The organism is Natronomonas salinimetallica (assembly GCF_013839515.1).
Lineage (GTDB): Archaea > Halobacteriota > Halobacteria > Halobacteriales > Haloarculaceae > Natronomonas.
Map to the genome: position 1 here is coordinate 123,319 of NZ_JACDNQ010000002.1, position 22,991 is coordinate 146,309.

Below are 22,991 nucleotides of genomic sequence, written 5' to 3' on the forward strand. Positions count from 1 at the left end.
CAACAGAAGTGGTATGTCACGAGGACGAGCGCCGAACCGACGTCAGTACCTGACCGCCCTCGGGGCGGGCGCTGCGGTGGCGTTGGCCGGCTGTATGGGCGGCAACGGCGGTGACGACGGAAACAGCGAGGACGGTGACGACGGCGCCAACGGCGACGCCGGATCCGAGACGGTCGTCATCGGATCGGACATCCCCTACGCTCCCTTCGAATACCGAAACGAGGCGGGCGAACTCGTCGGCTTCGACGTCGAGATCGCCGAAGCGGTCTTCGGCGACCAACTCGGCCTCGGGTACGAGTTCGAGGAGACCGGTTTCGACGGCATCATCGCGTCGCTGAACAACGCGAACTTCCGGGTCATCATGAGCGCGATGACGATCAACGAGACGCGGGCCGAACAGGTCGATTTCTCGGATCCCTATTTCACCGCCTACCAGACCGTCCTGACTCTCGATGACGGCGAAATCGCCGAACTCGAAGACCTCCAGGGCGAAGCCGTCGGCGTCCAGCGTGGGACGACCGGCGAGGCGGCCGCCGAGGAACTCCAGTCGGACTTCGAGGGCGACCTCGAGATTCAAAGCTACGATCAGATCAACGGCGCTTTCGACGCGCTGCTCAACAATCAGGTGTCCGCGGTCATCAACGACAACACGGTGAGCGGGGAGTTCGCCGCCGAGAACGACGGTGTCGCTTTCCTCGAAGGCGACGGGGTCGCCGCGGACCGCGAGGACGCCCCGGAGTATCTCACCCTGACGATCGAGGAGTACGGGATCGCCTTCCGGCAGGACGACGACGAGTTCCGCGAGGAGGTAAACGGTGCCCTCGCCGCGATCCGTGAGAGCGGTACGTACGACGAGATCTACGACGAGTACTTCGAAGCCTGACCGCGCCGGCTTAGAGACCCCATACTACGCACCCACCAGAGAGACACCACACAACGCATCGAACATGGCAACACAGACAGACCCGGAGTCCGGGACCGGCGGCGTGATGATGCGCGATCGGCTCGTCAAACGGATCGGGGAGATAGCCGCCGGCGGCTTCCTGTTGGCCATCGGCGGCCTCCTCGTGTGGATCCTCTCGACGCAGGTCAACTACACGCTGCTCACCTCGACGCTGATCGCCCGACGCTTCGCCGAGGCGTTCCTGTTGGTTCTGCGGATCGTCGTCATATCGAGCCTGTTGTCCGTGTCTTTCGGCGTATTGGTCGGCCTCGGCCGGATCTCGACGTCGAACGTCACCGGTCGGATCGCGAAGGGATACGTGGAGTTCTTCCGCGGGACGCCGCTTTTGTTCCAGTTGTTCGTCATCTACTTCGGTATCCCGCGGCTGTGGGCGACCGGGCAGTTCCCGATCCAAGACTGGGCGGTTCCGGCGGCCGTGATCGGGTTGACGCTGAACCACGCGGCGTACGTCGGCGAGGCGATACGCGGCGGCATCAGCGCAGTTCCGGACGGACAGATGGAGGCCGCCCGCTCGCTCGGTATGTCCCGCGTGATGGCGCTCCGTGAGGTCGTCCTCCCGCAGGCGTGGCGGAACGCCTTGGCCGCCATCGGAAACGACCAGATCATCCTCGTCAAGGACACCTCGCTTTTGACGGTCATCGCCGTGCCGGAGATCATGAGTGTCTTCCGAAACATCAACAGCAATCAACTCGACCCCTGGACGCCGCTTGTGTGGGTCTGTCTACTGTATCTCGCGATCACGATGTCGATGAGTCAGTTGGTCAACGGTCTCGAACGGCGATCCGACTGGGGCTCGGACAACAGCATGCTCGGCCGCCTTTCGAGGGGCACGTCCGGCGGCGACACCGAGGGGGGTGATCGCTGAATGGCCGACCCCCTCGTCGAATTCGACGGCGTCGAAAAGTACTTCGGCGACGTCCACGTCCTGAAAGACGTCGACCTCGCCATCGAGGAACGGGACGTGGTCGTCGTGATCGGCCCCTCCGGGTCGGGAAAATCGACGCTGTTGCGGTGTGTGAATCGCCTCGAGGAGATCCGAGACGGCGACATCCGCCTCGACGGTCGGTCCGTTCTCGAGACGGACGTCAACGAGATCCGCCAGCAGGTCGGGATGGTGTTTCAGTCGTTCAACCTCTTTCCGCACAAGAGCGCCCTCGGGAACGTCTCGCTCGCGCCGCAAAAAATACGGGGGATCCCGGAGGCGGTCGCCGACGACCGCGCCCGCGAGCTCCTCGAACGGGTCGGCCTCGGTGACCAGACCGATTCGTACCCCGACGCGCTCTCGGGCGGGCAACAACAGCGGGTCGCGATCGCCCGCGCACTCGCAATGGACCCGAAGGTGATGCTCTTCGATGAGGTCACGAGCGCGCTCGACCCCGAATTGGTCGGCGAGGTACTCGACGTGATCGAGGACCTCGCGGCCGATGGGATGACGATGGTGCTCGTGACCCACGAGATGGGGTTCGCCCGCGAGGTGGGCGATCGGATCGTGTTGATGGCCGACGGCCGGATCGTCGAGGTGAGCGAGACCGAGGCGTTCTTCGAGCGCCCCGAGACCGAACGCGGCAGACAGTTTCTCTCCCGGCTGTTGTAGGGCTACATAAAATCCGAGAGGCCGGCCTGCCCGTCGTCGTCATCGGCCGACTCGGCGCGTGTCTCGGCGTCCGTCCCGTCCCCCTCCTCGCGCCCCGTATCGTCGGTCCCGGCGGCGCCGAAATCGGCCAGCGTCCCCTCCGCGTCCGTCCCCTCGGACTCCGCCCCGCCCCCGGCTTCCCCGTCGGGGCTGTTCTCGTCGTCCGCCTCGAGTGCCGCGAACGCGCCCCCCGAGTGCTCGACGGCCTCGGCTTCGGTCCGCTCTCTGGCCGCCTCGATGATCCCCTGGACCTTGTTCGTCGTCTTTCCCGATCCGGTAATAAACGCGACGTGCTCCGCGTCGAGATCGTAGCGGGCGGCCATCCGGACGGTCAACTCCCGGTTCCGGCAGTGGTGGGTCATGACGGATAGATAGGGTAGCATCTCGCGTCTGGCGGTCGCCGTCGAGACCTCGGCCGTCTCGGCGATCCGTTCGGCGACGTAGTCACGGGTCGCATCCCGTGCCGAGCGATACGGAGCGCCGCCGTATTGGGTCCAGCCGCCGCGGTCGCTCCGTCTGGCCGCGGCGACGCCCGCGGCGACGTTGTCGGTCGCGTACCGCCAGTACGTGTAGTTCTGTGTCGCCCGCACCCGCCCGAGCCACACGTCGGCGTCCGCCAGGTGTTCGTAGGCGTCGGCCAACTCCGCGCCCTCGTATACTTTCGGGACCTTGTCCTCGATCCACAACAGCAGGTCGTCGGGCGTCTCGTCGACCGCATAGGCGGTCTGTAGGGCGTCCTCGGCGGACTGCTCTTTGAGGACCGCATCGAGAAACGAAAAGATGTCCTCGGTGCGGTCGCGTTCGCCCTCGCTGCCCTCGGCCCGGATCCGGCCGTTTCGCTCGCGGGATTGGGTGTCCTTTATCGCCCCGCGGAGGTCACCGCGGTTCGCCTCGGCGATCCGTTCGAGGACGGCCTCCTCGAACTCGACGCCCTCCTGACGGCAGATATCCCGGAGGACGGGGACGATAGAGCGCGCGGAGACGTCCCGAAACTCGATCTCCTGGCAGGCGCTTCTGAGTCCCGCGGACATCTCGTAGTAGTCGTTGGCGATGAGGACGATCGGCTGGGACGCCCCCTTGACGAGCCTCGTCATCGCGGCGCTGCCGCCGCGGTCTTTGTGCTGGTGGAGGTCGTCGGCCTCGTCGAGGACGACGAGTTGGCGGTCGCCGCCGAGCGTCGAATTCGCCGCCGCCCGCCCGGCGAAGCGTTCGATTTCGTCGGCCGTCCGGGCGTCGGAGGCGTTCATTTCGAGGACCGGCCACTCCTTGTCCGCGGCCAGCGCGTGGGCCGCGGACGTCTTTCCGACTCCTGGCGATCCGTGAATGACGACCGCCTCTCCGTGTTCGTCCCAGGTATCGGCCCACTCCTTCAGCGCGTCGCGGGCCTTGTTGTTGCCGCGGACCTCCGACAGCGTCGTCGGCCGGTATCGCTCGGTCCAATCGCTCATTGTCGGGGGTTGGTCCAGGGCGCGTTTAGCGGTTGTGGTGGGCGATGGGACCGCTCCGGGGTTTATATATCCCCCGCCCGGCAATGGGACGGCGTGCGCGTCCTCCATTACCTCGAACTCCAGGCCCGTCTCCGGCGCAGCGGGATCGGGACCGCCGTCCGCCACCAGCGGAAGGCACTGGCCGACTCCTCGATCCGGCTCTCGACGTCGCCGTGGCACGGCGGCGGTCCGCTGACGGCCGCATATAAAGGGGCCATCGGCGACGGCGTGTTCGAGACGTACGACCTCGCACACTGTCACGTCCCCGGTCCCGGGACGGTTGCCGTCGCCGAACACGCACGCCGGAATGACGTTCCGTTGGTGGTACACGCCCACGTCACCCGAGAGGACTTCGCCGGGAGCTTTCGCGGATCGACGGCGGTCGGGCCGGCGCTCGAACGGTATCTGAAGCGGCTCTACTCGCGGGCCGACCTCCTCCTGTGCCCGAGCGGGTACACGGAATCGGTTCTCGAGTCGTATCCGGTGTCCGCGCCCATCCGACGGATCACGAACGGCGTCGACATCGACACCCTCGCGGGCCACGAGTCACTACGCGAAAGGTACCGGCGACGGTACGGCCTCGACGGCGTGGTCGTCTACGCGGTCGGCAACGTCTTCGAACGGAAGGGGATCGAGACGTTCTGCCGACTCGCGCGCCGAAGCGACCACGAGTTCGTCTGGTTCGGTCCCTACGACGACGGGCTCGCCGCCTCGTCGACGGTTCGGCGGCTGACCGCGAACCCACCGGAGAACGTGACGTTCACCGGCTGGATCGACGACGTTCGCGGGGCCTACGGGGCGGGCGACGTCTACTGTTTCCCGACACGGGTCGAAAATCAGGGGATCGCGGTGCTGGAGGCGATGGCCTGCGGGGCGGCGGTCGTGTTGCGAAAGCTCCCGGTGTTCGAGGAGTTCTACACCGACGGCGAGGACTGTCTGCTGTGTGAGACGTTTTCGGCGTTCGAGGCGGCGATCGAACGCCTCGCCGCGGATCCGGATCTCCGACGGCGACTCGGCGAGAACGCGGCCGAGACCGCCCGATCACACGACCTGGATCGGGTCCGACGGGAACTCGAAGCCGCTTACGCCGAAGCCCACGAGCACGCCGCGGCGAGCCAACACACAACCCATTAACCCGCCGTCGTCAAACCGGGAGGTATGCGGACCGTCGCAGTGTTCACCGACACGTATCTGCCGACGGTCAACGGGGTGAGCTACACCGTTCGGACGTGGTGTGAGCGCTGGCGACGGCGCGGTGGGGGAATGGCGCTCGCGTATCCGGACCACCCGGAACGCCGCCCCGGTCCCGGAGAACACCCCGTCCCGAGCGCGCCTCTCCCGTTTTATCGGGACTTCCGGTTCTCGCTCCCGTCGGTTCCGGAGGCGATCCGGGGCGGCGACCCCGACGTCGTCCATGCCCACACGCCATTCACGCTCGGTCTGGCCGGGCGACGCCTCGCGGCCGACCTCGACGTACCGCTCGTCGTCTCCTATCACACGCCAATCGGCGAGTACGCCGGCTACCTTAGTGACACGCTCGAAGCCCCCATCCGCCGGATCGCCGACGGCTACGAACGGTGGTATCTCGACGGTGCCGACGCCGTCGTCGCGCCCTCCGGGACGGCCGCCGAGGCGCTCGGAGCGGTCGATCCGCCGACGCACGTCGTCTCCAACGGCGTCGACACCGATCGGTTCCGGCCCGCCGCCGACCACGCCGTGCGTGCGTTCGAACGCCGACACGGCCTCCCGGATCGCCCGCTCGTCGGCTACACCGGCCGCCACGGCCACGAGAAACGACTTGGCGACCTCCTCGAGGCGACCGCCGGACTGGACGCGGCCGTCGTCCTCGCCGGTGACGGTCCGGCCCGTCCGGCGCTCGAACGGCGTGCGGCGTCCCGTGAGGACGTCACCTTCCTCGGGTTCCTCGATCGCTCGGAGCTTTCGGCTTTTTACACTGCGCTCGACGCGTTCGCCTTCCCAAGCCCGGTCGAGACCCAGGGACTCGTCGCGCTCGAGGCGATCGCCTGCGGAACGCCCGTCGTCGCGAGCGCCGCCGGGGCGTTGACCGAGACGGTGACCGACGGCGAGACGGGCACGCATTTCCCGCCAGGCGATACGGACGCCTTCCGGGACGCCATCGCCCGGGTGATCGGGGCGTCCGATCGGCTCCCGACGCGGCTCGCGGAGCGACGGGATCGGCTGTGCGTCGAGCGCTCGATCGACGACCTCGAAGCCGTCTACGACGCCGTCTCCGAGTGACGACGGCGATACGCCGTCCGGCTAACAGCGATGCTCGCAGACGCGGTCGATGATCCGACCCGTCGAGAGCAACTCGGCCCCGGGATCGGCGTCGCGTGCGGTGGCCCGGGCGATCTCACAATCGATCCCCCGCTCGGCCAACATCCCGGCGAGCGTCTCCTCGTCGTGGTGTTGGTCGTGGCCGAGTACGATGACGTCGGGATCGATTTCGCGGATCGGGACGAAGAAGTCCTCGGTGTGGCCGAGGCGTGCGTCGTCGACCGGATCCAGGGCGGCCACCATCTCACGCCGCTGGTGGTCCGGGACGACGGGTTTCGGTTTGTGGGTGACGTTCTCGGAGCGGGCGACGATGACGTCCAGGTGATCGCCGCGGGATCTCGCGTCCTGTAGGTAGGAGAGATGGCCGGGGTGGAGGAGGTCGAAGGTCCCCTGTGCGACGACGCGTCTCATCTGAGCTCCCGGTCGATATCGGCCTGTGTGAAGTCGAAGAACTGCTCGTCCGGTATATCGACCGACAGCACGTCGAGGTCCGTCGGCTTCCCCTCGCGGTCGAAGGCCCGCCAGTCGCTTCGACGGTAGGGCGCACCGACGATGACGTGTACGCGTCCACGGGTGAACGTCGCCAGATCGGCGTCGCTCGGGCGCAACACCCCGTTGGGGTGGGAGTGAACCGATCCCACGCTCTCGAGATCGTTCGGCATGTAGGTCGGTTTGAACTCCGCGCTCGTCGGGTTCGTCTTCGTCCCGGGGGCGAGCAACACGTCGGTGATGACGGTCCCCTCGCGGTCGAGCCCGAGCGTCCGTGCGTCCTGTCCGCGGAGTTGTCCCATGTACTCGTTGGGGTGGGAGTCCTCCGACGCCTGGAGGGCCAACTGGAGGGCGTCATCGGCGATACCGATGATCTCGCTCGACCTGAAGAGCTTCGGTTTCAAAAGCGACCCGAGCAGACCCATACCAGATGGTCGGGTCGCCCGACAACTAAGCGTTCCGGGTTCGGCCCCCACCGAGCGGGTGAGCGGCACACGCGGGTGAACGTAGATACAACACGCTTAAAACTCACAAGAACCCACGTTTTTGCAATGAATTCATCGACTGCCGGCGACGCGGACCGCGGCTCCCCGGAGCGGGTCGCAAACGACCTCGCGTCCGGCTGTACGTTCGACGACATCGAAGAGGGAGCCCTCTACGTGGCGACCGTAAACGGCGTCGTCGAGTACGGCGTCTTCGTCGATCTCTCGGAGGACGTCTCCGGACTCGTCCACGAATCGAAACTCGACAACACCTACGAGGTCGGCGACGAGATCGTCGTCGAACTCGTCGAGATCCGCGACAACGGCGACCTCGGTTTCGAGGAAGTCGACGCCGATCCCGACGGCGTCGTCCGAACCGAGGTCACACACGGCGACCGCGTCGAGATCGCCTCGCTGGCGGATCGAACCGGCGACGCGGTGTACCTCGAAGGCGACGTCGTCCAGATCAAACAGACCGCGGGACCGACCGTGTTCTCGATCCGTGACGGAACGGGAATCGTCCCCTGTGCGGCCTTCGAGGAGGCCGGCGTCCGTGCGTACCCCGACGTCGAACTCGGTGAAACGGTCCGCGTCAGCGGGACGGTCGAAGCTCACGAGGACGCCCCACAACTCGAAGTCGAAACGCTCGGAGTCCTCTCGGGGGACGCCGAGGCGGCCGTCAGATCGCGCGTCGACGACGCCGTCGAGGAGACGGCCGAACCGGCCGACCCGGAGCCGCTCATCGAGTGGCCGGCCCTCGATGGCCTCCGTGAGGACCTCGCGGCGGTCGCCCGTCGCCTCCGGACGGCCGTCCTCGACGGGCGCCCGATCAGGGTCCGACACCACGCCGACGGGGACGGGATGTGCGCCGCGTTGCCGATCCAACTCGCCATCGAGAACTTCATCGCCGACGTCCACGCCGACCCCGACGCGCCGCGACACCTGTTCAAACGGCTGCCCTCGAAGGCCCCGTTCTACGAGATGGAGGACGTCACCCGGGATCTCAACTTCGCCCTCGAAGACGAAGTCCGCCACGGCCAGCGACTTCCGCTGCTCTTTATGGTGGATAACGGTTCGACCGAGGAGGACACCCCGGCCTACCGGGCACTCGCCCAGTACGACATCCCAATCCTCGCCGTCGATCATCACCATCCCGACCCCGACGCGGTCGGCCCGCTGCTCGAAGAGCACGTCAATCCGTACCTCCACGGCGAGGACTACCGGATCACGACCGGGATGATGTGCGTCGAGTTGGCCCGGATGATCGATCCCTCGATCACCGACGATCTCGAACACGTCCCCGCGGTCGCGGGGCTCGCGGACCGCTCGAAGGCCGACGCGATGGAGCAGTATCTCGACCGTGCGGAGTCGGCCGGCTACGACGAAAGCGATCTCGACGACATCGTCGAGGCCCTCGATTACGCCGCCCACTGGCTCCGGTACAGTTCCGGGCCGAACCTCATCAGCGACGCCTTGGACCTCGACTGTGAGGACGCCGAGCGACACGAGGCGCTCGTCGAGTTCCTCGCCTCGCGGGCCCGACGCGACGTCGAGCGGCAACTCGACGACGCCGAGGGTCACGTCGAACACGAGCGCCTCGACAACGGCGCTCACCTCTATCGGCTCGACGTCGAAAACCACGCCCGCCGGTTTACCTACCCCGCACCCGGCAAGACGACCGGCGAACTCCACGATCGCAAGGTGACCGAGACCGGCGACCCGGTCATTACGATCGGCTACGGGCCGGACTTCTCGGTGCTTCGCTCCGACGGTGTCCGTCTCGACATCCCGAACATGGTGACTGAACTCCAGGACGAACTCGACGGAGCGGGCGTCTCGGGCGGCGGCCACCTCGTCGTCGGCTCGATCAAGTTCGTCCCCGGTGCACGAGAACGGGTACTCGACGCGCTCGTCGAGAAGATGGCGGCCGCCGAGCTCGACGCGGAACTCCGGAGTACGCTGCTTCGCGACGACTAGCTACCACTGCCAGTCGGTCACCGTTCCGTCCCGACCGACGAACTCGATCCGCCGGAGCGCCAACAACGCGCCGCTCCCGGCGACCGCGGCCGCCGCGAGCAGACCGCCTGGAACGGGATGGTTCCCGCCGTCGCCCCAGTCGTCCTCGAAGACCGACGCGTAGTACCCGGCCACGTCGGCTCCCTCGAGTGCAACGAGCAGTTCTCGGTTCTCCGACGACGCCGATCGGACCCAATTGAGGCTCCCGACGACGGCCGTCTCGTCGATGATCACCCCCTTCGTGTGTATCTTCCCGTAGCCGTCGGCGTCGTCGACCCGGGCCTCGAGATCCCAGCCTTCGGCCTCGGAGCGACGGTTCAACCATTCGGCTAGTTCCGCGTTATCGCCGTCGACGTACCAGCTCCCGCCGAGGTGGATCCGGACCCGGACCCCGCGGTCGGCGGCCCGAAGCGTCGCCTGCAGGAGTTCGTTCTCGCGGCCGTCGATCCGTACCTGCTGGATCAAGAGCCGTTCCTCGGCCGAGTCGATCATCGTGACGAGTTCGTCCGCGGCGTTATCGGGGGCGGCGAGGATCGTCGCCGCGTCGAATTCGACCCGTTCCGGGGAGTGACGGGCATCGAACGACCCGAGTGCGGAGTCGCCATCGACGAAATCCCGCCCCAGTCGGTACTCCGTCCAGGGGGTGGCCGCCCGCCACGTCCAGTCGGCTTCGTGGACCGACGCGAGCGCGGCGGCGGCGGATCGATCCTCGAGGACGACGCTCCAGCCGCGACTCGATGCGCCGCCGGTCCCCGCCGGCTTGAAGTTCTCCGTCGAGACGAGCGCCCGGTCGTCGACGACCGCGTATTTCGGGTGGTGATAACGGTACCGTGTGTGCGGTCCGGCGAGGAGCCGGACGTCGACGCCGCCGTCCGTGAGCCGGTCTACCTCTCGAGCCTGCCGTTTCGTGACCCCGCCGACGGGCGCACCGTCGAGCAGCAGCCGGACGTCGACACCCCTACGGGCTGCCTCGAGTAGGGTCTCGGTGATCCGCGTGGACGTGAAGGTATATCCGGCGAGGAACAGCCGATCGTCGGCCGCTCCGAGCGTTCCGGCGGTCCGGTCCGGTGCGTCGGGGAGCACGAACGCCACCGCCGTTCCGCCGTCGATCCGGATCGGCGCGTGATCCGTCGCCCCGACCGGCCGCCACACGCCCGCCTCGAAGTCCCGGACCTCGGATTCGGGAGCGTTTCGATACCGAGCGGTCGAGACGGTATCGGCTCCGTCTACAAGCACCAACCGGTCGCCGTCGTCGGCCAACAACAGCCGCCCGGAAAGCGCTTCGACCCGATGGGCCGTGTCGTCTCGCGCGTGCTCCGGGCGCATCGAGAACGCGACGGTCCCATCGAACGTCCGGTTGGGGAGTCTCGCGTCCGTCTTGCCGTCGGTAATCGTCCACCCCGTCGTGTTCGTCGCCCGCTCGAACCGGACGGTGACGAACTCGCCGGGATCCCCTCGTGCGACCGGGTTCGGATACGCCCCGACGAGTGTCGCGTTCGCCGACTCGGCGGCGGGATCGGACGGGGCTGTCGCCGCGACGTCGGGTACGAACGCGCCGCTCGCCAGCGCGATGGCGATCACGACGACGGCGATGATCCGTCCGAACACAGGGTGTGTGGTCCCGTGTTCGTATATAAATTATCGGGCGTCGGCCCCCGGGCGTCAGCCCGTGTTCTTCATGCCGGCGGCGATTCCCTTGACCGTCATCCGGAGGGCCCGCTCCTCGGCCGCCGATCGGTCCGACTGTGCCAGAAGCCGCAACTGGAGCAGGTTCAACGGATCGACGTAGGGGTTTCGCCGTCGGAGGCTCTCCTCGAACCACCCCGAAAGCGGGAGCGAGTCCCCTCCAGTGATCGCCGCAACTAACTCGGTTGCCCGTTCGTACTCCGCTTTGATCTCCGGGAAGATCCGCCCTTCGAGGTCGTCGGCGGCGAGTGCCGCGTATTCGGCAGCGACCGTCATGTCGGTCTTTGCGAGCGCCATCGCGGCGTTGTCGAGCATCGACCGGAAGAACGGCCAGGACTCGTACATCTCTTCGAGCGTCTCGATATCGCCGCCGTCGTCGAGATACGCGTCGAGTCCGGTCGCGAGCGAGTACCAACCCGGGACGATACATCTGGCCTGTGTCCACGAGAAGACCCACGGGATGGCCCGCAGGTCCTCGACCGTCCGCTCACCGCTTCTGGAGGCGGGTCGGGAGCCGAGATTGAGGTTTTCGATGACCGTGATCGGCGTCGCCTGCTCGAAGAACGAAACGAACCCCTCGGTCTCTAGGAGGTCCTGGTAGGCGTCTCTGGCCGCCGTCGCCCCGGTCTCCATCGCCTCGACCCACTCCGCCTCGACCGGCTCGGTCGGCTCCTCTATCGCCCCCTGTCGGGCCCGAAGCTGTGCGTTGAGCATCTGTTCGAGTTCGCGCTCGGCGATCTCGGGACTGGCGTACTTTTCGGCGATCGCCTCGCCCTGTTCCGTGAACTTCACCTCGCCGGTTACCGTCTCGTTCGGGAGCGCCAATAACGCGTCGTTCATCGGCCCGCCACCCCGTGAGATCGAGCCGCCGCGGCCGTGAAACAACCGCAAGTCGACGTCGTAATCCGAACAGATCTCCGCGAGCCGTTTTTCGTTGGTCTGGAGGGACCACTGGGCGGCGAAGAAGCCGTTCTCCTTACACGAATCGGAGTACCCGAGCATGACCTCCTGTGTCTCACCACGGGCCGCCAGGGCAGCGGCGTACGCGTCGTTCTCGAAGAGCGTTCCGATGATCCGCCGGGCCCCCGACAGGGCGTACTCGGTTTCGAGGAGCGGGACGACGTCGAGCCCGGAGTGCCCGGGAAGGTCGACGACATCGACTTGATCGGCCAAGAACAGCACTTCGAGCACGTGGCTCGGTTCCTCACACATCGAGATGCAGTACGTATCGATGGCGTCGGTCCCGTACTCGCGTTGCCAGTCGGCGAGTCTATCGAATCGAGTGAGGACCCGTCCGGCGGTCTCGCCGAGCTCGTCGAGTTCGTTGAACGCGAGGATCGGGTCGTCCTCGGCGATCGCGTCGGTCAGGAACTCGACGCGCTCGTCTTCGTCCATGCCGGCGTAATCGACCCCCTGACGCGCGAGTGCCTCCTCGATCGCAAGGGTGTGGTTTTCTTGATGATCCCTGAGGTCGAGGCTCGCGAGGGTAAAGCCGAACGTTTCGGCCCGTCGTCGGAGCGGATCGACGTGGACGTCGGCGACGTTTCCGGCGCCGTTCGAGTGCAGGTCCTCGGCGATCGCGTCGAGGTCGGCGACGAACTCGTCGACCTCGCCGTACTCGCCGGGACGGACGGTACCGACGCGGTCGAGCCGCTCGCGCATCAACCGCAGGAGCTGTCGGTACGGCTCGTCAGGGTAGCGCTTCTCCGCCTCCGCGGAGACCGACGGGAGCGCGCGTTCGTGCAACGAGAGCCGCTCGTCTACTTCCGTGCCGATCTCGACGTGGTCGGAGTCCTGGCTCAACACCCCAGAGAGGCGTTTCAGTTCCTCGCGGTACTTTTCGAGGACGACGCGTCGCTGTCTCGACAGCGTCTTGCTCGTCACCTCCGGCGTCACGTAGGGGTTGCCGTCCCGGTCGCTGCCCGCCCACGACCGGAACTCGAAGAGCTTCGGAACCCGGCGGTCCGGATCGAACTCGGAGCGATCCGAGAGCGCCGTTTCGAGCTCTTCGTATACTTCGCCGACGACGTCGAAGAGCGTATTTTCGAGATACCACTGGACGTTGAGCGCCTCGTCGGTCGGTTCGGGCTGTCGCTGGCGGATCTGCGGCGTCTGCCAGAGGCTCGTTATCTCCGCGCGGAGGGCCCGCTCGACCTGGCCGGTCTCCTTGTCGGTCATGAGCCGTTGATCGAGCGTCTCGATCGATGATGCAACCGACCTGAGCTTCGCCTTTATCGTCTTCCGGCGGGCCTCCGTCGGATGTGCCGTGAACGTCGGCTGGATGTAGACGTCCTCGAGTACCGATTCGATGGCCTCCGTCCCGTTTCCCGCGAGCGCGTCGACAGCCTCCTCGAGTCCGTCGTCGGGGACCCCCGCCTGCGTCTGCTCTCTGAGGGCCCTGATCCGCTCGCGCTCTTCGGCGAGGTTGATCAGCTCGAAATACGCGGTAAACGCGCGTGCGGCGACCAGCTCCCGGTCCGTATCGAGGCCATCCAGTTCGGTCCGGACCGACTCGATGTCGCCGTCGCCGCTTCGCCGATCGATGGACCGCGTCCGGAGGGACTCGACGGTCTCGAACGCGTCCCGGGACTCTTGGGCTTCGATCGTATCGCCGAGCATCGCCCCCAGCTCCCGAATGTCACGCTGTATATCGCGTCGATGGAGTCGCATGGGGGTACGTTCCGACGATGGGTACATAAATTGCGGCCTCCGGCCAAAGCATGTCACAACCGCAAACCCCGCGATTGAGCCCGTCTATCCGGTGAATTATCGTTATATATCCGGGGTCGTAACGGAGGGGCGACGCCGGCCCATCGGATGGCTGTCCCCGTCCGGTGGGACGACCGCGGGGCGCCACATCGTCTGAGATACCGTCCGGCGAGACCAATCACGGTTCCGGAGTCAGAATCAGTCCCAGCTCCGGAGTCAGAATCAGTCCCAGCTCCGGAGTCAGAATCAGTCCCAGTCTCAGGCGGTCGCGTCGCGGGCTTTCTCCGCTTCGAGTTGGACGGTATAGGCGCGGTCGTCGTCGTGCGCCGCGGCCGCCGAGAGCGCACGCTCCGTTCCGATCCGGACCAACGCCCACGCGGCCGAGGCACGCACCCGAACGGCCTCGCTCTCGTCGTCGAGGCGCTCCGAGAGCGGCTCGATTGCCCGCGTATCGCCGATAAGCCCGAGCGCCCGAGCGGCGACCGACCGGACTGCCGCCTCCTCATCCGCCATCGCGTTCGCGACCGGCTGGCTCGCCTCTTCGCTTCCGATCTCGCCGAGCGCACGGAGCGTCGCCTTCTGGAGCGGCGGGTTCCCGCTGTCGACGAAGTCGACGAGCGTCTCGAGGGCCCGGTCGTCGCCGATCTTTCCGAGCACCTCGATCGCGGGGACGTCCCGTCGCTTCGCGAGCGCCTGTACCGGTTCGAACGCCTCCTTTGGACCGAGTCGCCGAAGTGCGTCGAGGCAGTTTTCCTGCATGAAATCCGAATCGAGATGTTCGAGTGCCATCAGGATCCGCTCGGGGTCGTGTTCGGCCTCGGCGATCCGGACGACGCCGAGCTCCGGGGGGAAATCCTTGCGGTTCTCGGCGGTCAGACGGTCGTAGAACCCCTCTCGCTCGAACTGCTCTGCGATCTCGAGGTCGCCCCACTCCTCGGCGTCCCCGAGCGCCGAGTCGAGCGCGTCGACGGCGTCGAGAAGCGCGGCGATCGTCCCCGCGTCCTCGTCCGCGTCGAGACGGCCGTCGGCGGCGGTTTCGCCGACCGACTCGACGCTGTCGCCGAGGGCGTCGGTTTCGTCACCCTCGATCGGAAACTCGACGCCGAGTTCCTCCTCGGCGGATTCGAGGAACGCCGAGACGGCTTCGACGACGGCGGGGTCGCCGTCGCGGGTCCACCGCGTTTCACGGATCGTCCCGGCGGCCTCGCTCGTGGCGTCCGCGACGTCCTCACCGTAGGGGCCGCGCTGGTCGTCGATACCGTCCCGAAGCTCGTCGATGCGGTCTTCGAGCGGTTCGGCCGGATCCTCCGGCTCCTCGTCCTCGTCGTCGGGTTCCGGAACCGGGATCTCGGCGTCCTCGAGGTCGGTCTCGATCGCGTCGACGTCACCCTCGACGGCGTCCAGATCGGCCTCCGTGGCGGCGTCTTCGAGGGCATTCTCGGTGGCGTCGAGTCGCGACTCGAACGCCTCGACGTCGGCGTCGGCAGCCGGCTCGGATTCGGCTTCGCGTTCGGCGTCGGGCTCCCCGTCGTCGGTGCCGTCGGCGCTCTCGTCGTCCCCGTTGCTCATACCGTATCGTGGGGTAGAACGGGCCAAGAGCGTTTCCCTTCGCGACGTCGGGAGCCGTCGGACGGTTCCGCCGGCCGCCCGTCCCGCCGGAAGGCCCGTGTGCCCTCGATACGAAACGTTATATCGGATCGAGCGGCTGTCGGAGACATGGACGCCGCCATCGGTACGGAACGAGGACCGCCGACCGAAGAGCCATCCCGAAGCTTCCGGGAGGACAGGCCCCGATCGAACGCCCACAGCCAGAGCGAGGCCGGGAGGTAAATGCCATCAGCGACTGTCCGTCGGCTCGTCGCGGAGGGCCCGATCCGGGCTGCGACGTTCTTCGCGTTCGCGTTCGTGCTCACGGCCGTCGGTGGGTTCCTCATCGGTGACCTCCGGACCGGCATCCGATGGGGAATCGGTCTCGGCGCCGCGTTCGGGGTCTTCGCATACGCGTTCATCAAGCCGACCGGTGGGCGAGACGACGGGTGAGACCGTCTGGTGAATCCGTATCGGGCCCCCCACGTTCCCGTAGATGCGATGCCCCACGGGGTGACGTCCGGCAGTGTGAGTCCGATCGGCGGGACGGACGGTGACCCCCCCGGATGCGGCCTTGGGGAGTCACACAGCTTTAGGTCCTCGCGCGGGGAGCTACGGACGGGTATGAAAATATACACCGGCCGCGGCGACGAGGGAATGACCGATCTCCAGGACATGTCCCGGATCTCGAAGACGAGCCCCCGGATCGAGGCCTACGGAACCGTCGACGAAGTGAACAGCCTCATTGGCCTGACCCGTCCGTCCGGCTACGACGACGTCGACGAGCGACTCGAGCGGATTCAAAACCACCTCCACATCATCCAGGCCGATTTCGCGAACCCCGATGAGACGGATACGGACTCGCCACACATCGAGGAACACCACGTCGAGAAACTCGAAGACTGGATGGACCGCTTCGACGAGGAACTCGAACCGCTACAGAGTTTCATCCTCCCCGGCGGCAGCGATATCGGGGCGAGACTCCACCACGCGCGATCGGTCTGCCGGCGTGCCGAGCGTCGGGCCGTCGCGTTGGCCGCCGACGAGCCGATCAACGACGCCGCAGTCGCGTACCTCAACCGGCTTTCGGACGCGCTCTTCGTCTTCGCTCGCGTGCTGAACGAACGGGAGGGAATTCCGGAGGAAGCCCCGGAGTACTGAGCCGGCCGGTGCCACGTTCCCGAATGCATCCGATCTCTACGTGATATCGGAGTCGTTGGAACGGGGCACGGCCGACCGTGCGAGCGGACGCCACGGGGAGCGGCGTCCGGCGTCGTCGTCGGTTCAATCGTTTTAAGCCCCGCCGGATCCCGAAACCGGGTATGAAACGCGTAGACGTCGCCATCGTTGGCGGGGGGCCGGCCGGCTCATCGGCCGGCTATGCGGCCGCCAGCGAGGGGGCCGACACCGTCGTCATCGAGAAAGGTGTTCCGCGTGCCGACCGCGACGGCCCCGGCCCGGACTCGACGGACGCCGCGGGGATCCTCGACTACTGGGTCGATATCATGGACCTCGACGAGCCGATACCCGACCACGTCAAACACCGCGAACTCGCGGCGGCGGAGTTCGTCGGCCCCTCCGAGACGCTGGAGTTGACGAACACGGGCATCGATTCGTCCTATCCGAACTTCGGGTTCACCATGCACCGGGCCCGGTTCGACGATTGGCTCGGCGCGCGCGCCGAGGACGCCGGGGCCGACTACCGGGTCGGGACCGGCGTCGCCGGCGTCGAGACGGATCTGACCGGCTTGCCGTCCCACACGCTGACGCTCCGGGACGGGACGGAGATCGACGCCAACTACCTCATCCTGGCCGACGGCCCACAGCGGACCATCACCGGCAGCGTCCTCGAACGGTGGCTTCCCACCGAGACGATGGACCGACTCGGGTCTCGGCGGACGAACCACATCGCCTACCAGGAGTATCGGGAGTTCCCCGAGGAGCTGTTCGAGGACGACCGTCTGAAGTTCTGGTGGGGGTACATGCCCGGCCACACCGCCTACCCGTGGGTGTTCCCCAACGACGGCCGTGTCGCTCGGGTCGGGCTGACGATGCCGATCGATCTCGACCTCGATGCGGTCGAACACCGCGAACGCTACCGGCTGCTCCGCCCCGATGACGACCGGATCCCACAGGGTTCGGCGTACATCGAACGCCTCCTCGACGTGGCGTTCCCCGAGTACGACATCGAGGACTTCCCGATACAGGACGACCGCGGTAAGGCCAGGGGTACCGAGACGTACCCGATCTCGTCGACCCGTCCGATCGAGTCGCCGACCCGGGCGAACGTGGCGGTCGTCGGCGGGGCCATGGGTGCGACCTCCGCGTTCCACGAGGGCGGCGACCACGTCGCGATCCGGACCGGTTCTATCGCGGGACGGCTCGCCGCCCTCGGAGCCCTCCGGGCGTACAACGCGGAGTGGCACCGGGCGATCGGCCCGGAAGTGCGCCGGAACTGTATCTTCGCCGAGATGGTTCGCGGCTACGAACCGAGCGATTGGGACCGGCTGTTCGCCCTCGTCGACAACATCGTAGATACGGACGGTATCACCCCCCGTGAATCGATCTACGCCGGATGGTCGGGGGCCAAACTCTTCGCGGAGTACACCTGGCGGAAACTCGGCTCCCGGGGGGGCCGATACGCACAGGTATTCGAGGACGAGTACGGCGTATGATATCGGCCGCCGCTCCCGCGGTGACCCGAAAGAGGATTATCCCTCAATCACGTAGAGTCGATGCGCACCATCAGTCCCCGACCGAGCAGCCCGTCAGGGTAGCGATGACCGTTCGGAGAACCCAGGTGTGCGATACGCCGCTTGGGGTGGTGTGAGCCGCCCCGACAGCCGGTGGTACACAACGCCACCCGCCCGGCACGAGGGTTAGCCGACCGACCGTGGCACACGGCCTGGAGTGAGGTCGGACGTTAGTGTTCCGGGCGTACATTTCGGATATCCGTTAACGGAGGGTACTGACTCTGTGCCGAACTGTAAACGTTGGTGGTCCGAATCAATATGATTCGATGGTCTATCGGCCAAACGCTTATTCGACGCGTCCCGTTACTCTTAGATAGCATGGCCAGTTCGACGAGAGACGGGGCGGATCACGCCGATGAGATACGCCTGTGGCGCGAAGACGACTGGTGGATCGCCAAGGATGTCGATACTGGAGTCACGACACAGGGACCGTCCCGAGTGGCTACACTGGAGAACCTCGACGAAGCGATCGCGCTCTACAACGACGAAATCGGGAAGGAACCGACCGACGAGGAACTTCGTGAGATGGGGATAGATCCCACAGACAACACGACTGGAGATCAGGAACCGCCGGACGTGATCAAGTAGTCGATGGCGAGGAGAACATTCTCCGGTCGAGAGGTGGTGAAAGTGCTGGTGAACGTCGGTAGCTTCGAATGGCGACGGACGACTGGCGACCATGCACAACTCTACTACGAACACCCCACGAACGAGGACGACCGAAGACGAGTCACGATTCCGTTACACGACGAACTTCGGACGGGAACGCTACGTGACATCGCCGACAGCGCTGGAGCCAACGACTTCGGCGCATTCTGTGAGTGGATCGACCGCCACGCGTAAACAGAGAGACCGGACAGGATGACACCCGAAGACCGTACCACCGAACGCTCTCCTGTCTACGACGTGTCGGACGCCATCTGTCGAGAATTCGTGTTGGGGGTCGCCAAGGCTGATCGGGACGAACACCGCGATATTTACGAGGCCCTCGAAAACGAATAGCGTCCTCACGCCCGTCTGTTCTCGATTCATAGAACCGTGAGTTCCACTTTCGCCGAGCCTACTAGTAGGTTTTCGCCCGGTAGTGTTCCGGGCGTACATCGACCTTTTACGCTGCGCGCTGGCTTCGTCAGCGCTCGGTGAATCAGCATCTTTGCGAGCGGTAGCGAGCAAAGGCTCGGGGGACGACCGAAGGGAGCTACCTGGCGACCGTCCGGGTCCTCCGAACTGATCGGTCCCCGGATACAACTGACTAGTGTTTGGCAGGTGGGCGGTATGCCTCGTCATCCGCTCGATTTCACGGTCCTGAGCGTAGCTTCTCGCCGGGTAGTGTTTCAGGCGTACATTATCGTTCGCTTCGCTAGTCCTCCACCCACTATTCCTCCGGGAACAGAGGTCCCGGTGTGTCCAGGGCGCACGAGTGCGCCCCTCGCGCCGAATCAAGCAGATTTTTCAGCGAGCCACCGCTGTAGCTCTGCTTCTTTCTCTTCGTAGACTGTTTCCAGGTGACGGTCTTTTCTCTGACGTACGATGGCTTTGATTTCCTTGAACAGCTCTTCGCAAAGCGATTCCAACTTCTCAGAATCGGGCCGGGAACTGTCGTTCAGGATGGGGAAATCACTCCGTTCGGACTGGGACAGTTCTTGATAGAGTCTTCGGGCGAGGGGCTCATACAGGTTGGCGACGCGCTTCCAGTCTGCCGTTTTTTCCAATGACTGCTGTCGATATTTTTCGTCGGTACAGACCTTCTCGGCAAAATTCCACATATACGCCTGGGTTTGCTCATCGAAGTAGAACCACCGATTCACCAGCCAATCCTCTTCGGAATAGACCGGCTTGACGATCAGCAAATGATCGCTACCAACTGGTCCGCCCGTGTCAAACACTAACGTCGCCTTACACCCGCTGGCGGTTCGCTTCTCTATCGTTTCGCGCACGTGGATCGTTCTCCGCGTTATCACTCAAAAACGTTCGGCGAGAGATTGTGCATCGGGTTGCGAAGGCTATCGGGACGAACAACGCGAAATCTACGGCGCGTCTGGAGATGGGAATCCTCATCTTTGGCTGGTACGACAGCAGTATGTTTTTGCGAGAGTAGCAGCAACGTGTACGTATGTCCGAGGGAGAGGCTCGGCGGATCGCACACGAGCTGATGAGCGAGCCCCACATCAGTGGCCGCCGAGTCAGCGTCCGTCAGGTGTACGCCCTCGTCGAAGAACGTGGGGAAGATCCCGAGGCTGTTGCCGATCGGTACGATCTCGACGTAGCCGACGTGTATCACGCGCTGGCGTACTATCACGACCACCCGAGGGAGATGCGCGAGGTCGAACAGGAACGCGAAGACGCAATAGAAGACTTCCGCGAATCGATCGATCGTCCCGAAGGCATCGATCCAGACGCCGCTTGAAATGAACGGGTGGCGCTTTCTACTGGACGAAAACATCGACCCGAAAACGGCGACGTATTTGGAGAAGGAAGGGATCTACGCCGAGCACGTCCGTGACGCGCTCTGGCAGGGAGCCGATGACGAAGCCGATGTCCTTCCGTACGCCCGAGACCACGAACTGATCATCGTGACGAGCGACGTGAAAGACTTCGGCGGGTTACCATCTGACGTTCACTCGGGCATTGTTCTTCTCTACGATGATACGATGCCGGCGTATCAGGTTGCAGCCGGTCTTATTACAATGAGCGACGTGTACCAGAATCGAGATTCGTTCGGTGGGCGCGAGGAACTCGATCCGTGGGTTTGAGTAAAAGTGTTGATTCAACGCGCCTGAGTGCCTCAGAACAACTAATACACTTTCACTGAGCCTACTAGTAGATTCTCGCCCGGTAGTGTTCCGGGCGTACATTTCGACCGCTTTGAGCGCTTGCTTTGCACGCCGTCTGCGCGGGAATCCCCAGCCAAACACTCAAGAATCGCGTACACGTATCTTAGGTATGGCGACGATAGAGATCGACGACGACGTTTACGAGGCCTTACAGCTCCCGGAGGGGGAGCGCTCGCCCGCGATGAAGCGGGAGTTGGCGGTCTCGCTGTACGCCCGTGACGTTCTCTCTTTCGGGAAGGCGCGTGCGCTGGCGGAGATGTCGAAACGTGAGTTCCAAGAACTTCTCGGCGAACGTGAAATCGCCCGGCACTACGGCGAACGAGAACTCGAAGAAGATCTCGACTATGCCGAGTAGCGGGCTGGTCGTTTCGGATACATGACCCCTGCTGAACCTTGCGCTTATCGACCGTCTCGACCTTCTCCGAACACAGTTCGCCGACGTTACCGTCCCACGCCGCGTCTGGGACGAACTAGCCGAGGGGGAGGAGGGCCTGGAACCGCTTCGAGAGTTACGCGATGACTGTTTCTTGAGCATCGTTGAGGTAGAGCGCTCGAACCTGTTCGTCGAGATTTTCCATGAACTTGATCTCGGGGAGACAGCAGCAATCTGCTATGCAGTCGAACACGACGCTGACCTCGTTTTGCTTGACGAACGGGACGGGCGACGCGTCGCTCGGAGACACGGCTTGGAGGTTACCGGCGTCATTGGTATTCTTCTTCGTGGAGCGAAAACCGATGAGGTAGATTTGGAGCATGAACTCGATGCTCTCCGCGAAGTCGGCTTCTGGATTTCCGACGACCTCTATTCACGCGCACTCTCGGAAGTAGACGAGTAGCGGTTCTGTCTGTCGGCGGCCAACCGACGGGGCCGATTCCACTTCCACCGGGCCTACTAGTAGTTTCTCGCCCGGTAGTGTTCCGGGCGTACATTTTCGCTCGCACAGTCACTCGTGGAGCCACTCGTACCACTCGTCGAGATCGACAAGTTCGTTCTCGATACCTGCCGAGCCGTACTGATCGAATACCCCATCTACTGCTCGAGCCAACCCCTCCGGGTCGTTGTCGGGGAGTTTCTGGTCGTAGTACAGCAACATTCCAGCATGGTCGTGAGTTCGGTGAAGCGGTTCGAAATCCTTGGCGTTGTTCGTGAGTAAGATGACGGTCTCATCTGCACACCACTGGAGGAGTTCGACATCGTTCGTGTATTCTCCGAACTGGTCTTTCGCCTGAACGACGTCGTATCCGCGTTCGGAGAGCAGTCGCTCGAAGATCCGCCCGACGTGTTCGTCCAGAAGGATTCGATCCCCCGTCACTGGATAGTCTCTTTTGGCTTCAGCGAAGACTCCCGGACTCGCTCGAACGTGTCTTCGTTCTCCCGTTCGAGATCACGCATCTGCTCGACGTGATCGTAGTAGTACGAGAGCGCCTCGTAAACCTCTGCGAGAGAGAGATCGAGTTGGTCGGCGACGTACGCAGGCGATTGACCGCTATCTATCACTCGCGCGGCCACGTGACGGACGCCAACTCTCGTCTCGTCGATACGGGGTTCCCCGCCGAGCACGTCGTCGTCACGAGTGATCGTCATACAGTCGTGTAGGGCCGCCTTCGTTTATACGTCTTTGGCGTCGCTCCCTATTGCACCTGTTTCACTTTCACCGAGCCCACTAGTAGATATTCGCCCGGTAGTGTTCCGGGCGTACATCCTTCGATACAATGATTCTACTCACAGAAGACCTGTGGAGTGCTTCCGAGACTCGTACAGTCGTAGAGAGAAAACAATAGGTCTGTTCGGCGTGAGACTCCGACGATGACCGACTCGTTCTGGTATCCATCGGTCGAAGATGTCCTCGACATCCACGAGGACATCGTCTCGGAGTATCCCAACACGAGTTCGGGCCTCCAGAGCCGTGGCGACATCGAATTCGCGCTGGATTACATCAGCGAAGGGAGCTTCGGGTCATACTGTCGGACGTAACTACTTGAATCGAAAATCTCTGAGCGTCGTGTTACAGTACGGTTTCGTCTATCTAAACGATTCAGGTATTCACGAAAT

General features: G+C 64.6%; 26 protein-coding genes. 17 read left to right on the forward strand and 9 right to left on the reverse strand.

Annotated elements, in window-relative coordinates; genetic code table 11:
* Positions 1–13 precede the first annotated feature (13 nt).
* The 3 genes from HZR14_RS01915 (at position 14) to HZR14_RS01925 (ending at position 2,558) form a co-directional block, all read left to right on the forward strand.
* A complete protein-coding gene (locus tag HZR14_RS01915; protein WP_181691184.1) occupies positions 14–883 on the forward strand; it encodes a basic amino acid ABC transporter substrate-binding protein in 870 nt (289 codons plus the stop codon).
* Between the two features lie 109 nt (positions 884–992).
* The gene (locus HZR14_RS01920) at positions 993–1,829 is read left to right on the forward strand and encodes an amino acid ABC transporter permease (RefSeq protein WP_370464943.1); all 837 of its coding nucleotides are present in this window, start codon (positions 993–995) and stop codon (positions 1,827–1,829) included.
* The gene (locus HZR14_RS01925; RefSeq protein ID WP_181691186.1) at positions 1,830–2,558 is read left to right on the forward strand and encodes an amino acid ABC transporter ATP-binding protein; all 729 of its coding nucleotides are present in this window, start codon (positions 1,830–1,832) and stop codon (positions 2,556–2,558) included. It begins immediately after the preceding gene.
* Positions 2,559–2,560: 2 nt separating this feature from the next.
* Here the strand turns inward: HZR14_RS01925 and HZR14_RS01930 are convergent, their stop codons facing one another.
* Complete coding sequence (locus HZR14_RS01930; RefSeq protein ID WP_181691187.1) at positions 2,561–4,045, reverse strand: replication factor C large subunit; 1,485 nt, start codon at positions 4,043–4,045, stop codon at positions 2,561–2,563.
* Between the two features lie 93 nt (positions 4,046–4,138).
* Here HZR14_RS01930 and HZR14_RS01935 point away from each other — a divergent pair, with 93 nt between their 5' ends.
* Entirely contained in the window at positions 4,139–5,218 is a 1,080-nt protein-coding gene (locus tag HZR14_RS01935) for a glycosyltransferase family 4 protein (RefSeq protein ID WP_181691188.1), read from the forward strand.
* Positions 5,219–5,242: 24 nt separating this feature from the next.
* On the forward strand, positions 5,243–6,343 hold the full coding sequence (locus HZR14_RS01940) for a glycosyltransferase (RefSeq protein WP_181691189.1): 1,101 nt from the start codon (positions 5,243–5,245) through the stop codon (positions 6,341–6,343).
* Positions 6,344–6,364: 21 nt separating this feature from the next.
* On the opposite strand, the gene HZR14_RS01945 is transcribed toward HZR14_RS01940, so the two are convergent.
* Complete coding sequence (locus HZR14_RS01945) at positions 6,365–6,793, reverse strand: FAD synthase family protein (RefSeq protein WP_181691190.1); 429 nt, start codon at positions 6,791–6,793, stop codon at positions 6,365–6,367.
* Positions 6,790–7,296, reverse strand: a complete 507-nt coding sequence (locus tag HZR14_RS01950) for a Mov34/MPN/PAD-1 family protein (RefSeq protein ID WP_181691191.1) — start codon at positions 7,294–7,296, stop codon at positions 6,790–6,792. Before HZR14_RS01950 ends, HZR14_RS01945 begins: the two co-directional genes overlap by 4 nt.
* A 126-nt stretch (positions 7,297–7,422) precedes the next feature.
* Here HZR14_RS01950 and han point away from each other — a divergent pair, with 126 nt between their 5' ends.
* Complete coding sequence (gene han / locus HZR14_RS01955) at positions 7,423–9,330, forward strand: Hef-associated nuclease (RefSeq protein ID WP_181691192.1); 1,908 nt, start codon at positions 7,423–7,425, stop codon at positions 9,328–9,330.
* Here the strand turns inward: han and HZR14_RS01960 are convergent, their stop codons facing one another.
* From HZR14_RS01960 to HZR14_RS01970, 3 genes are all read right to left on the reverse strand, one after another.
* Positions 9,331–10,977 (reverse strand): phospholipase D-like domain-containing protein, encoded by a 1,647-nt coding sequence (locus tag HZR14_RS01960; RefSeq protein ID WP_181691193.1) that lies wholly within the window; start codon positions 10,975–10,977, stop codon positions 9,331–9,333.
* Positions 10,978–11,031: 54 nt separating this feature from the next.
* Positions 11,032–13,725 (reverse strand): phosphoenolpyruvate carboxylase, encoded by a 2,694-nt coding sequence (gene ppc / locus HZR14_RS01965; RefSeq protein WP_181691194.1) that lies wholly within the window; start codon positions 13,723–13,725, stop codon positions 11,032–11,034.
* Between the two features lie 297 nt (positions 13,726–14,022).
* Positions 14,023–15,333 carry a HEAT repeat domain-containing protein gene (locus HZR14_RS01970; protein ID WP_181691195.1) on the reverse strand — a complete coding sequence of 437 codons (1,311 nt, stop codon included), beginning with the start codon at positions 15,331–15,333 and terminating at the stop codon, positions 14,023–14,025.
* 261 nt (positions 15,334–15,594) lie between these two features.
* Here HZR14_RS01970 and HZR14_RS01975 point away from each other — a divergent pair, with 261 nt between their 5' ends.
* From HZR14_RS01975 to HZR14_RS02000, 6 genes are all read left to right on the forward strand, one after another.
* Complete coding sequence (locus HZR14_RS01975) at positions 15,595–15,804, forward strand: hypothetical protein (protein ID WP_181691196.1); 210 nt, start codon at positions 15,595–15,597, stop codon at positions 15,802–15,804.
* A 171-nt stretch (positions 15,805–15,975) separates the two neighbouring features.
* On the forward strand, positions 15,976–16,512 hold the full coding sequence (locus HZR14_RS01980; protein ID WP_181691197.1) for a cob(I)yrinic acid a,c-diamide adenosyltransferase: 537 nt from the start codon (positions 15,976–15,978) through the stop codon (positions 16,510–16,512).
* A 161-nt stretch (positions 16,513–16,673) separates the two neighbouring features.
* A complete protein-coding gene (locus HZR14_RS01985; protein WP_181691198.1) occupies positions 16,674–18,026 on the forward strand; it encodes an NAD(P)/FAD-dependent oxidoreductase in 1,353 nt (450 codons plus the stop codon).
* 396 nt (positions 18,027–18,422) lie between these two features.
* Positions 18,423–18,692 (forward strand): type II toxin-antitoxin system HicB family antitoxin, encoded by a 270-nt coding sequence (locus HZR14_RS01990; RefSeq protein ID WP_181691199.1) that lies wholly within the window; start codon positions 18,423–18,425, stop codon positions 18,690–18,692.
* A gap of 3 nt (positions 18,693–18,695) precedes the next feature.
* Positions 18,696–18,947: a type II toxin-antitoxin system HicA family toxin gene (locus HZR14_RS01995; RefSeq protein WP_181691200.1), complete on the forward strand. Its 252-nt coding sequence runs from the start codon at positions 18,696–18,698 to the stop codon at positions 18,945–18,947.
* An 18-nt stretch (positions 18,948–18,965) separates the two neighbouring features.
* Positions 18,966–19,106, forward strand: coding sequence for a hypothetical protein (locus tag HZR14_RS02000; protein WP_181691201.1), 141 nt, complete (start codon positions 18,966–18,968; stop codon positions 19,104–19,106).
* 437 nt (positions 19,107–19,543) lie between these two features.
* Here HZR14_RS02000 and HZR14_RS02005 read toward each other — a convergent pair whose 3' ends face one another.
* Positions 19,544–20,041 carry a hypothetical protein gene (locus tag HZR14_RS02005; RefSeq protein ID WP_181691202.1) on the reverse strand — a complete coding sequence of 166 codons (498 nt, stop codon included), beginning with the start codon at positions 20,039–20,041 and terminating at the stop codon, positions 19,544–19,546.
* A 176-nt stretch (positions 20,042–20,217) separates the two neighbouring features.
* Between HZR14_RS02005 and HZR14_RS02010 the strand changes: the two genes are divergently transcribed.
* From HZR14_RS02010 to HZR14_RS14310, 4 genes are all read left to right on the forward strand, one after another.
* On the forward strand, positions 20,218–20,511 hold the full coding sequence (locus HZR14_RS02010) for a DUF433 domain-containing protein (protein WP_181691203.1): 294 nt from the start codon (positions 20,218–20,220) through the stop codon (positions 20,509–20,511).
* Position 20,512: 1 nt separating this feature from the next.
* Positions 20,513–20,857: a DUF5615 family PIN-like protein gene (locus HZR14_RS02015; RefSeq protein ID WP_181691204.1), complete on the forward strand. Its 345-nt coding sequence runs from the start codon at positions 20,513–20,515 to the stop codon at positions 20,855–20,857.
* 190 nt (positions 20,858–21,047) lie between these two features.
* A complete protein-coding gene (locus HZR14_RS02020) occupies positions 21,048–21,293 on the forward strand; it encodes a UPF0175 family protein (protein WP_181691205.1) in 246 nt (81 codons plus the stop codon).
* Between the two features lie 31 nt (positions 21,294–21,324).
* Positions 21,325–21,774 carry a PIN domain-containing protein gene (locus HZR14_RS14310; protein WP_489675057.1) on the forward strand — a complete coding sequence of 150 codons (450 nt, stop codon included), beginning with the start codon at positions 21,325–21,327 and terminating at the stop codon, positions 21,772–21,774.
* A 108-nt stretch (positions 21,775–21,882) separates the two neighbouring features.
* On the opposite strand, the gene HZR14_RS02030 is transcribed toward HZR14_RS14310, so the two are convergent.
* Positions 21,883–22,251 (reverse strand): DUF5615 family PIN-like protein, encoded by a 369-nt coding sequence (locus HZR14_RS02030; protein WP_181691206.1) that lies wholly within the window; start codon positions 22,249–22,251, stop codon positions 21,883–21,885.
* On the reverse strand, positions 22,248–22,523 hold the full coding sequence (locus tag HZR14_RS02035; RefSeq protein WP_181691207.1) for a DUF433 domain-containing protein: 276 nt from the start codon (positions 22,521–22,523) through the stop codon (positions 22,248–22,250). The genes HZR14_RS02030 and HZR14_RS02035 overlap by 4 nt, the downstream gene beginning before the upstream one ends.
* A gap of 222 nt (positions 22,524–22,745) precedes the next feature.
* Here HZR14_RS02035 and HZR14_RS02040 point away from each other — a divergent pair, with 222 nt between their 5' ends.
* Positions 22,746–22,913 carry a hypothetical protein gene (locus tag HZR14_RS02040; protein WP_220132408.1) on the forward strand — a complete coding sequence of 56 codons (168 nt, stop codon included), beginning with the start codon at positions 22,746–22,748 and terminating at the stop codon, positions 22,911–22,913.
* The last annotated feature ends 78 nt before the right edge of the window (positions 22,914–22,991 follow it).

What these genes read in the sequence shown, in the direction of transcription:
- HZR14_RS01915 (WP_181691184.1), top strand. Translation starts at nt 14, where the DNA reads ATGTCACGAGGACGAGCGCCGAACCGACGTCAGTACCTGACCGCCCTC.
- HZR14_RS01920 (WP_370464943.1), top strand. Translation starts at nt 993, where the DNA reads ATGCGCGATCGGCTCGTCAAACGGATCGGGGAGATAGCCGCCGGCGGC.
- HZR14_RS01925 (WP_181691186.1), top strand. Translation starts at nt 1,830, where the DNA reads ATGGCCGACCCCCTCGTCGAATTCGACGGCGTCGAAAAGTACTTCGGC.
- HZR14_RS01930 (WP_181691187.1), bottom strand. Translation starts at nt 4,045, where the DNA reads ATGAGCGATTGGACCGAGCGATACCGGCCGACGACGCTGTCGGAGGTC.
- HZR14_RS01940 (WP_181691189.1), top strand. Translation starts at nt 5,243, where the DNA reads ATGCGGACCGTCGCAGTGTTCACCGACACGTATCTGCCGACGGTCAAC.
- HZR14_RS01945 (WP_181691190.1), bottom strand. Translation starts at nt 6,793, where the DNA reads ATGAGACGCGTCGTCGCACAGGGGACCTTCGACCTCCTCCACCCCGGC.
- HZR14_RS01950 (WP_181691191.1), bottom strand. Translation starts at nt 7,296, where the DNA reads ATGGGTCTGCTCGGGTCGCTTTTGAAACCGAAGCTCTTCAGGTCGAGC.
- han (WP_181691192.1), top strand. Translation starts at nt 7,423, where the DNA reads ATGAATTCATCGACTGCCGGCGACGCGGACCGCGGCTCCCCGGAGCGG.
- ppc (WP_181691194.1), bottom strand. Translation starts at nt 13,725, where the DNA reads ATGCGACTCCATCGACGCGATATACAGCGTGACATTCGGGAGCTGGGG.
- HZR14_RS01970 (WP_181691195.1), bottom strand. Translation starts at nt 15,333, where the DNA reads ATGAGCAACGGGGACGACGAGAGCGCCGACGGCACCGACGACGGGGAG.
- HZR14_RS01975 (WP_181691196.1), top strand. Translation starts at nt 15,595, where the DNA reads ATGCCATCAGCGACTGTCCGTCGGCTCGTCGCGGAGGGCCCGATCCGG.
- HZR14_RS01980 (WP_181691197.1), top strand. Translation starts at nt 15,976, where the DNA reads ATGAAAATATACACCGGCCGCGGCGACGAGGGAATGACCGATCTCCAG.
- HZR14_RS01985 (WP_181691198.1), top strand. Translation starts at nt 16,674, where the DNA reads ATGAAACGCGTAGACGTCGCCATCGTTGGCGGGGGGCCGGCCGGCTCA.
- HZR14_RS01990 (WP_181691199.1), top strand. Translation starts at nt 18,423, where the DNA reads ATGGCCAGTTCGACGAGAGACGGGGCGGATCACGCCGATGAGATACGC.
- HZR14_RS01995 (WP_181691200.1), top strand. Translation starts at nt 18,696, where the DNA reads ATGGCGAGGAGAACATTCTCCGGTCGAGAGGTGGTGAAAGTGCTGGTG.
- HZR14_RS02000 (WP_181691201.1), top strand. Translation starts at nt 18,966, where the DNA reads ATGACACCCGAAGACCGTACCACCGAACGCTCTCCTGTCTACGACGTG.
- HZR14_RS02010 (WP_181691203.1), top strand. Translation starts at nt 20,218, where the DNA reads ATGTCCGAGGGAGAGGCTCGGCGGATCGCACACGAGCTGATGAGCGAG.
- HZR14_RS02015 (WP_181691204.1), top strand. Translation starts at nt 20,513, where the DNA reads ATGAACGGGTGGCGCTTTCTACTGGACGAAAACATCGACCCGAAAACG.
- HZR14_RS02020 (WP_181691205.1), top strand. Translation starts at nt 21,048, where the DNA reads ATGGCGACGATAGAGATCGACGACGACGTTTACGAGGCCTTACAGCTC.
- HZR14_RS02035 (WP_181691207.1), bottom strand. Translation starts at nt 22,523, where the DNA reads ATGACGATCACTCGTGACGACGACGTGCTCGGCGGGGAACCCCGTATC.
- HZR14_RS02040 (WP_220132408.1), top strand. Translation starts at nt 22,746, where the DNA reads ATGACCGACTCGTTCTGGTATCCATCGGTCGAAGATGTCCTCGACATC.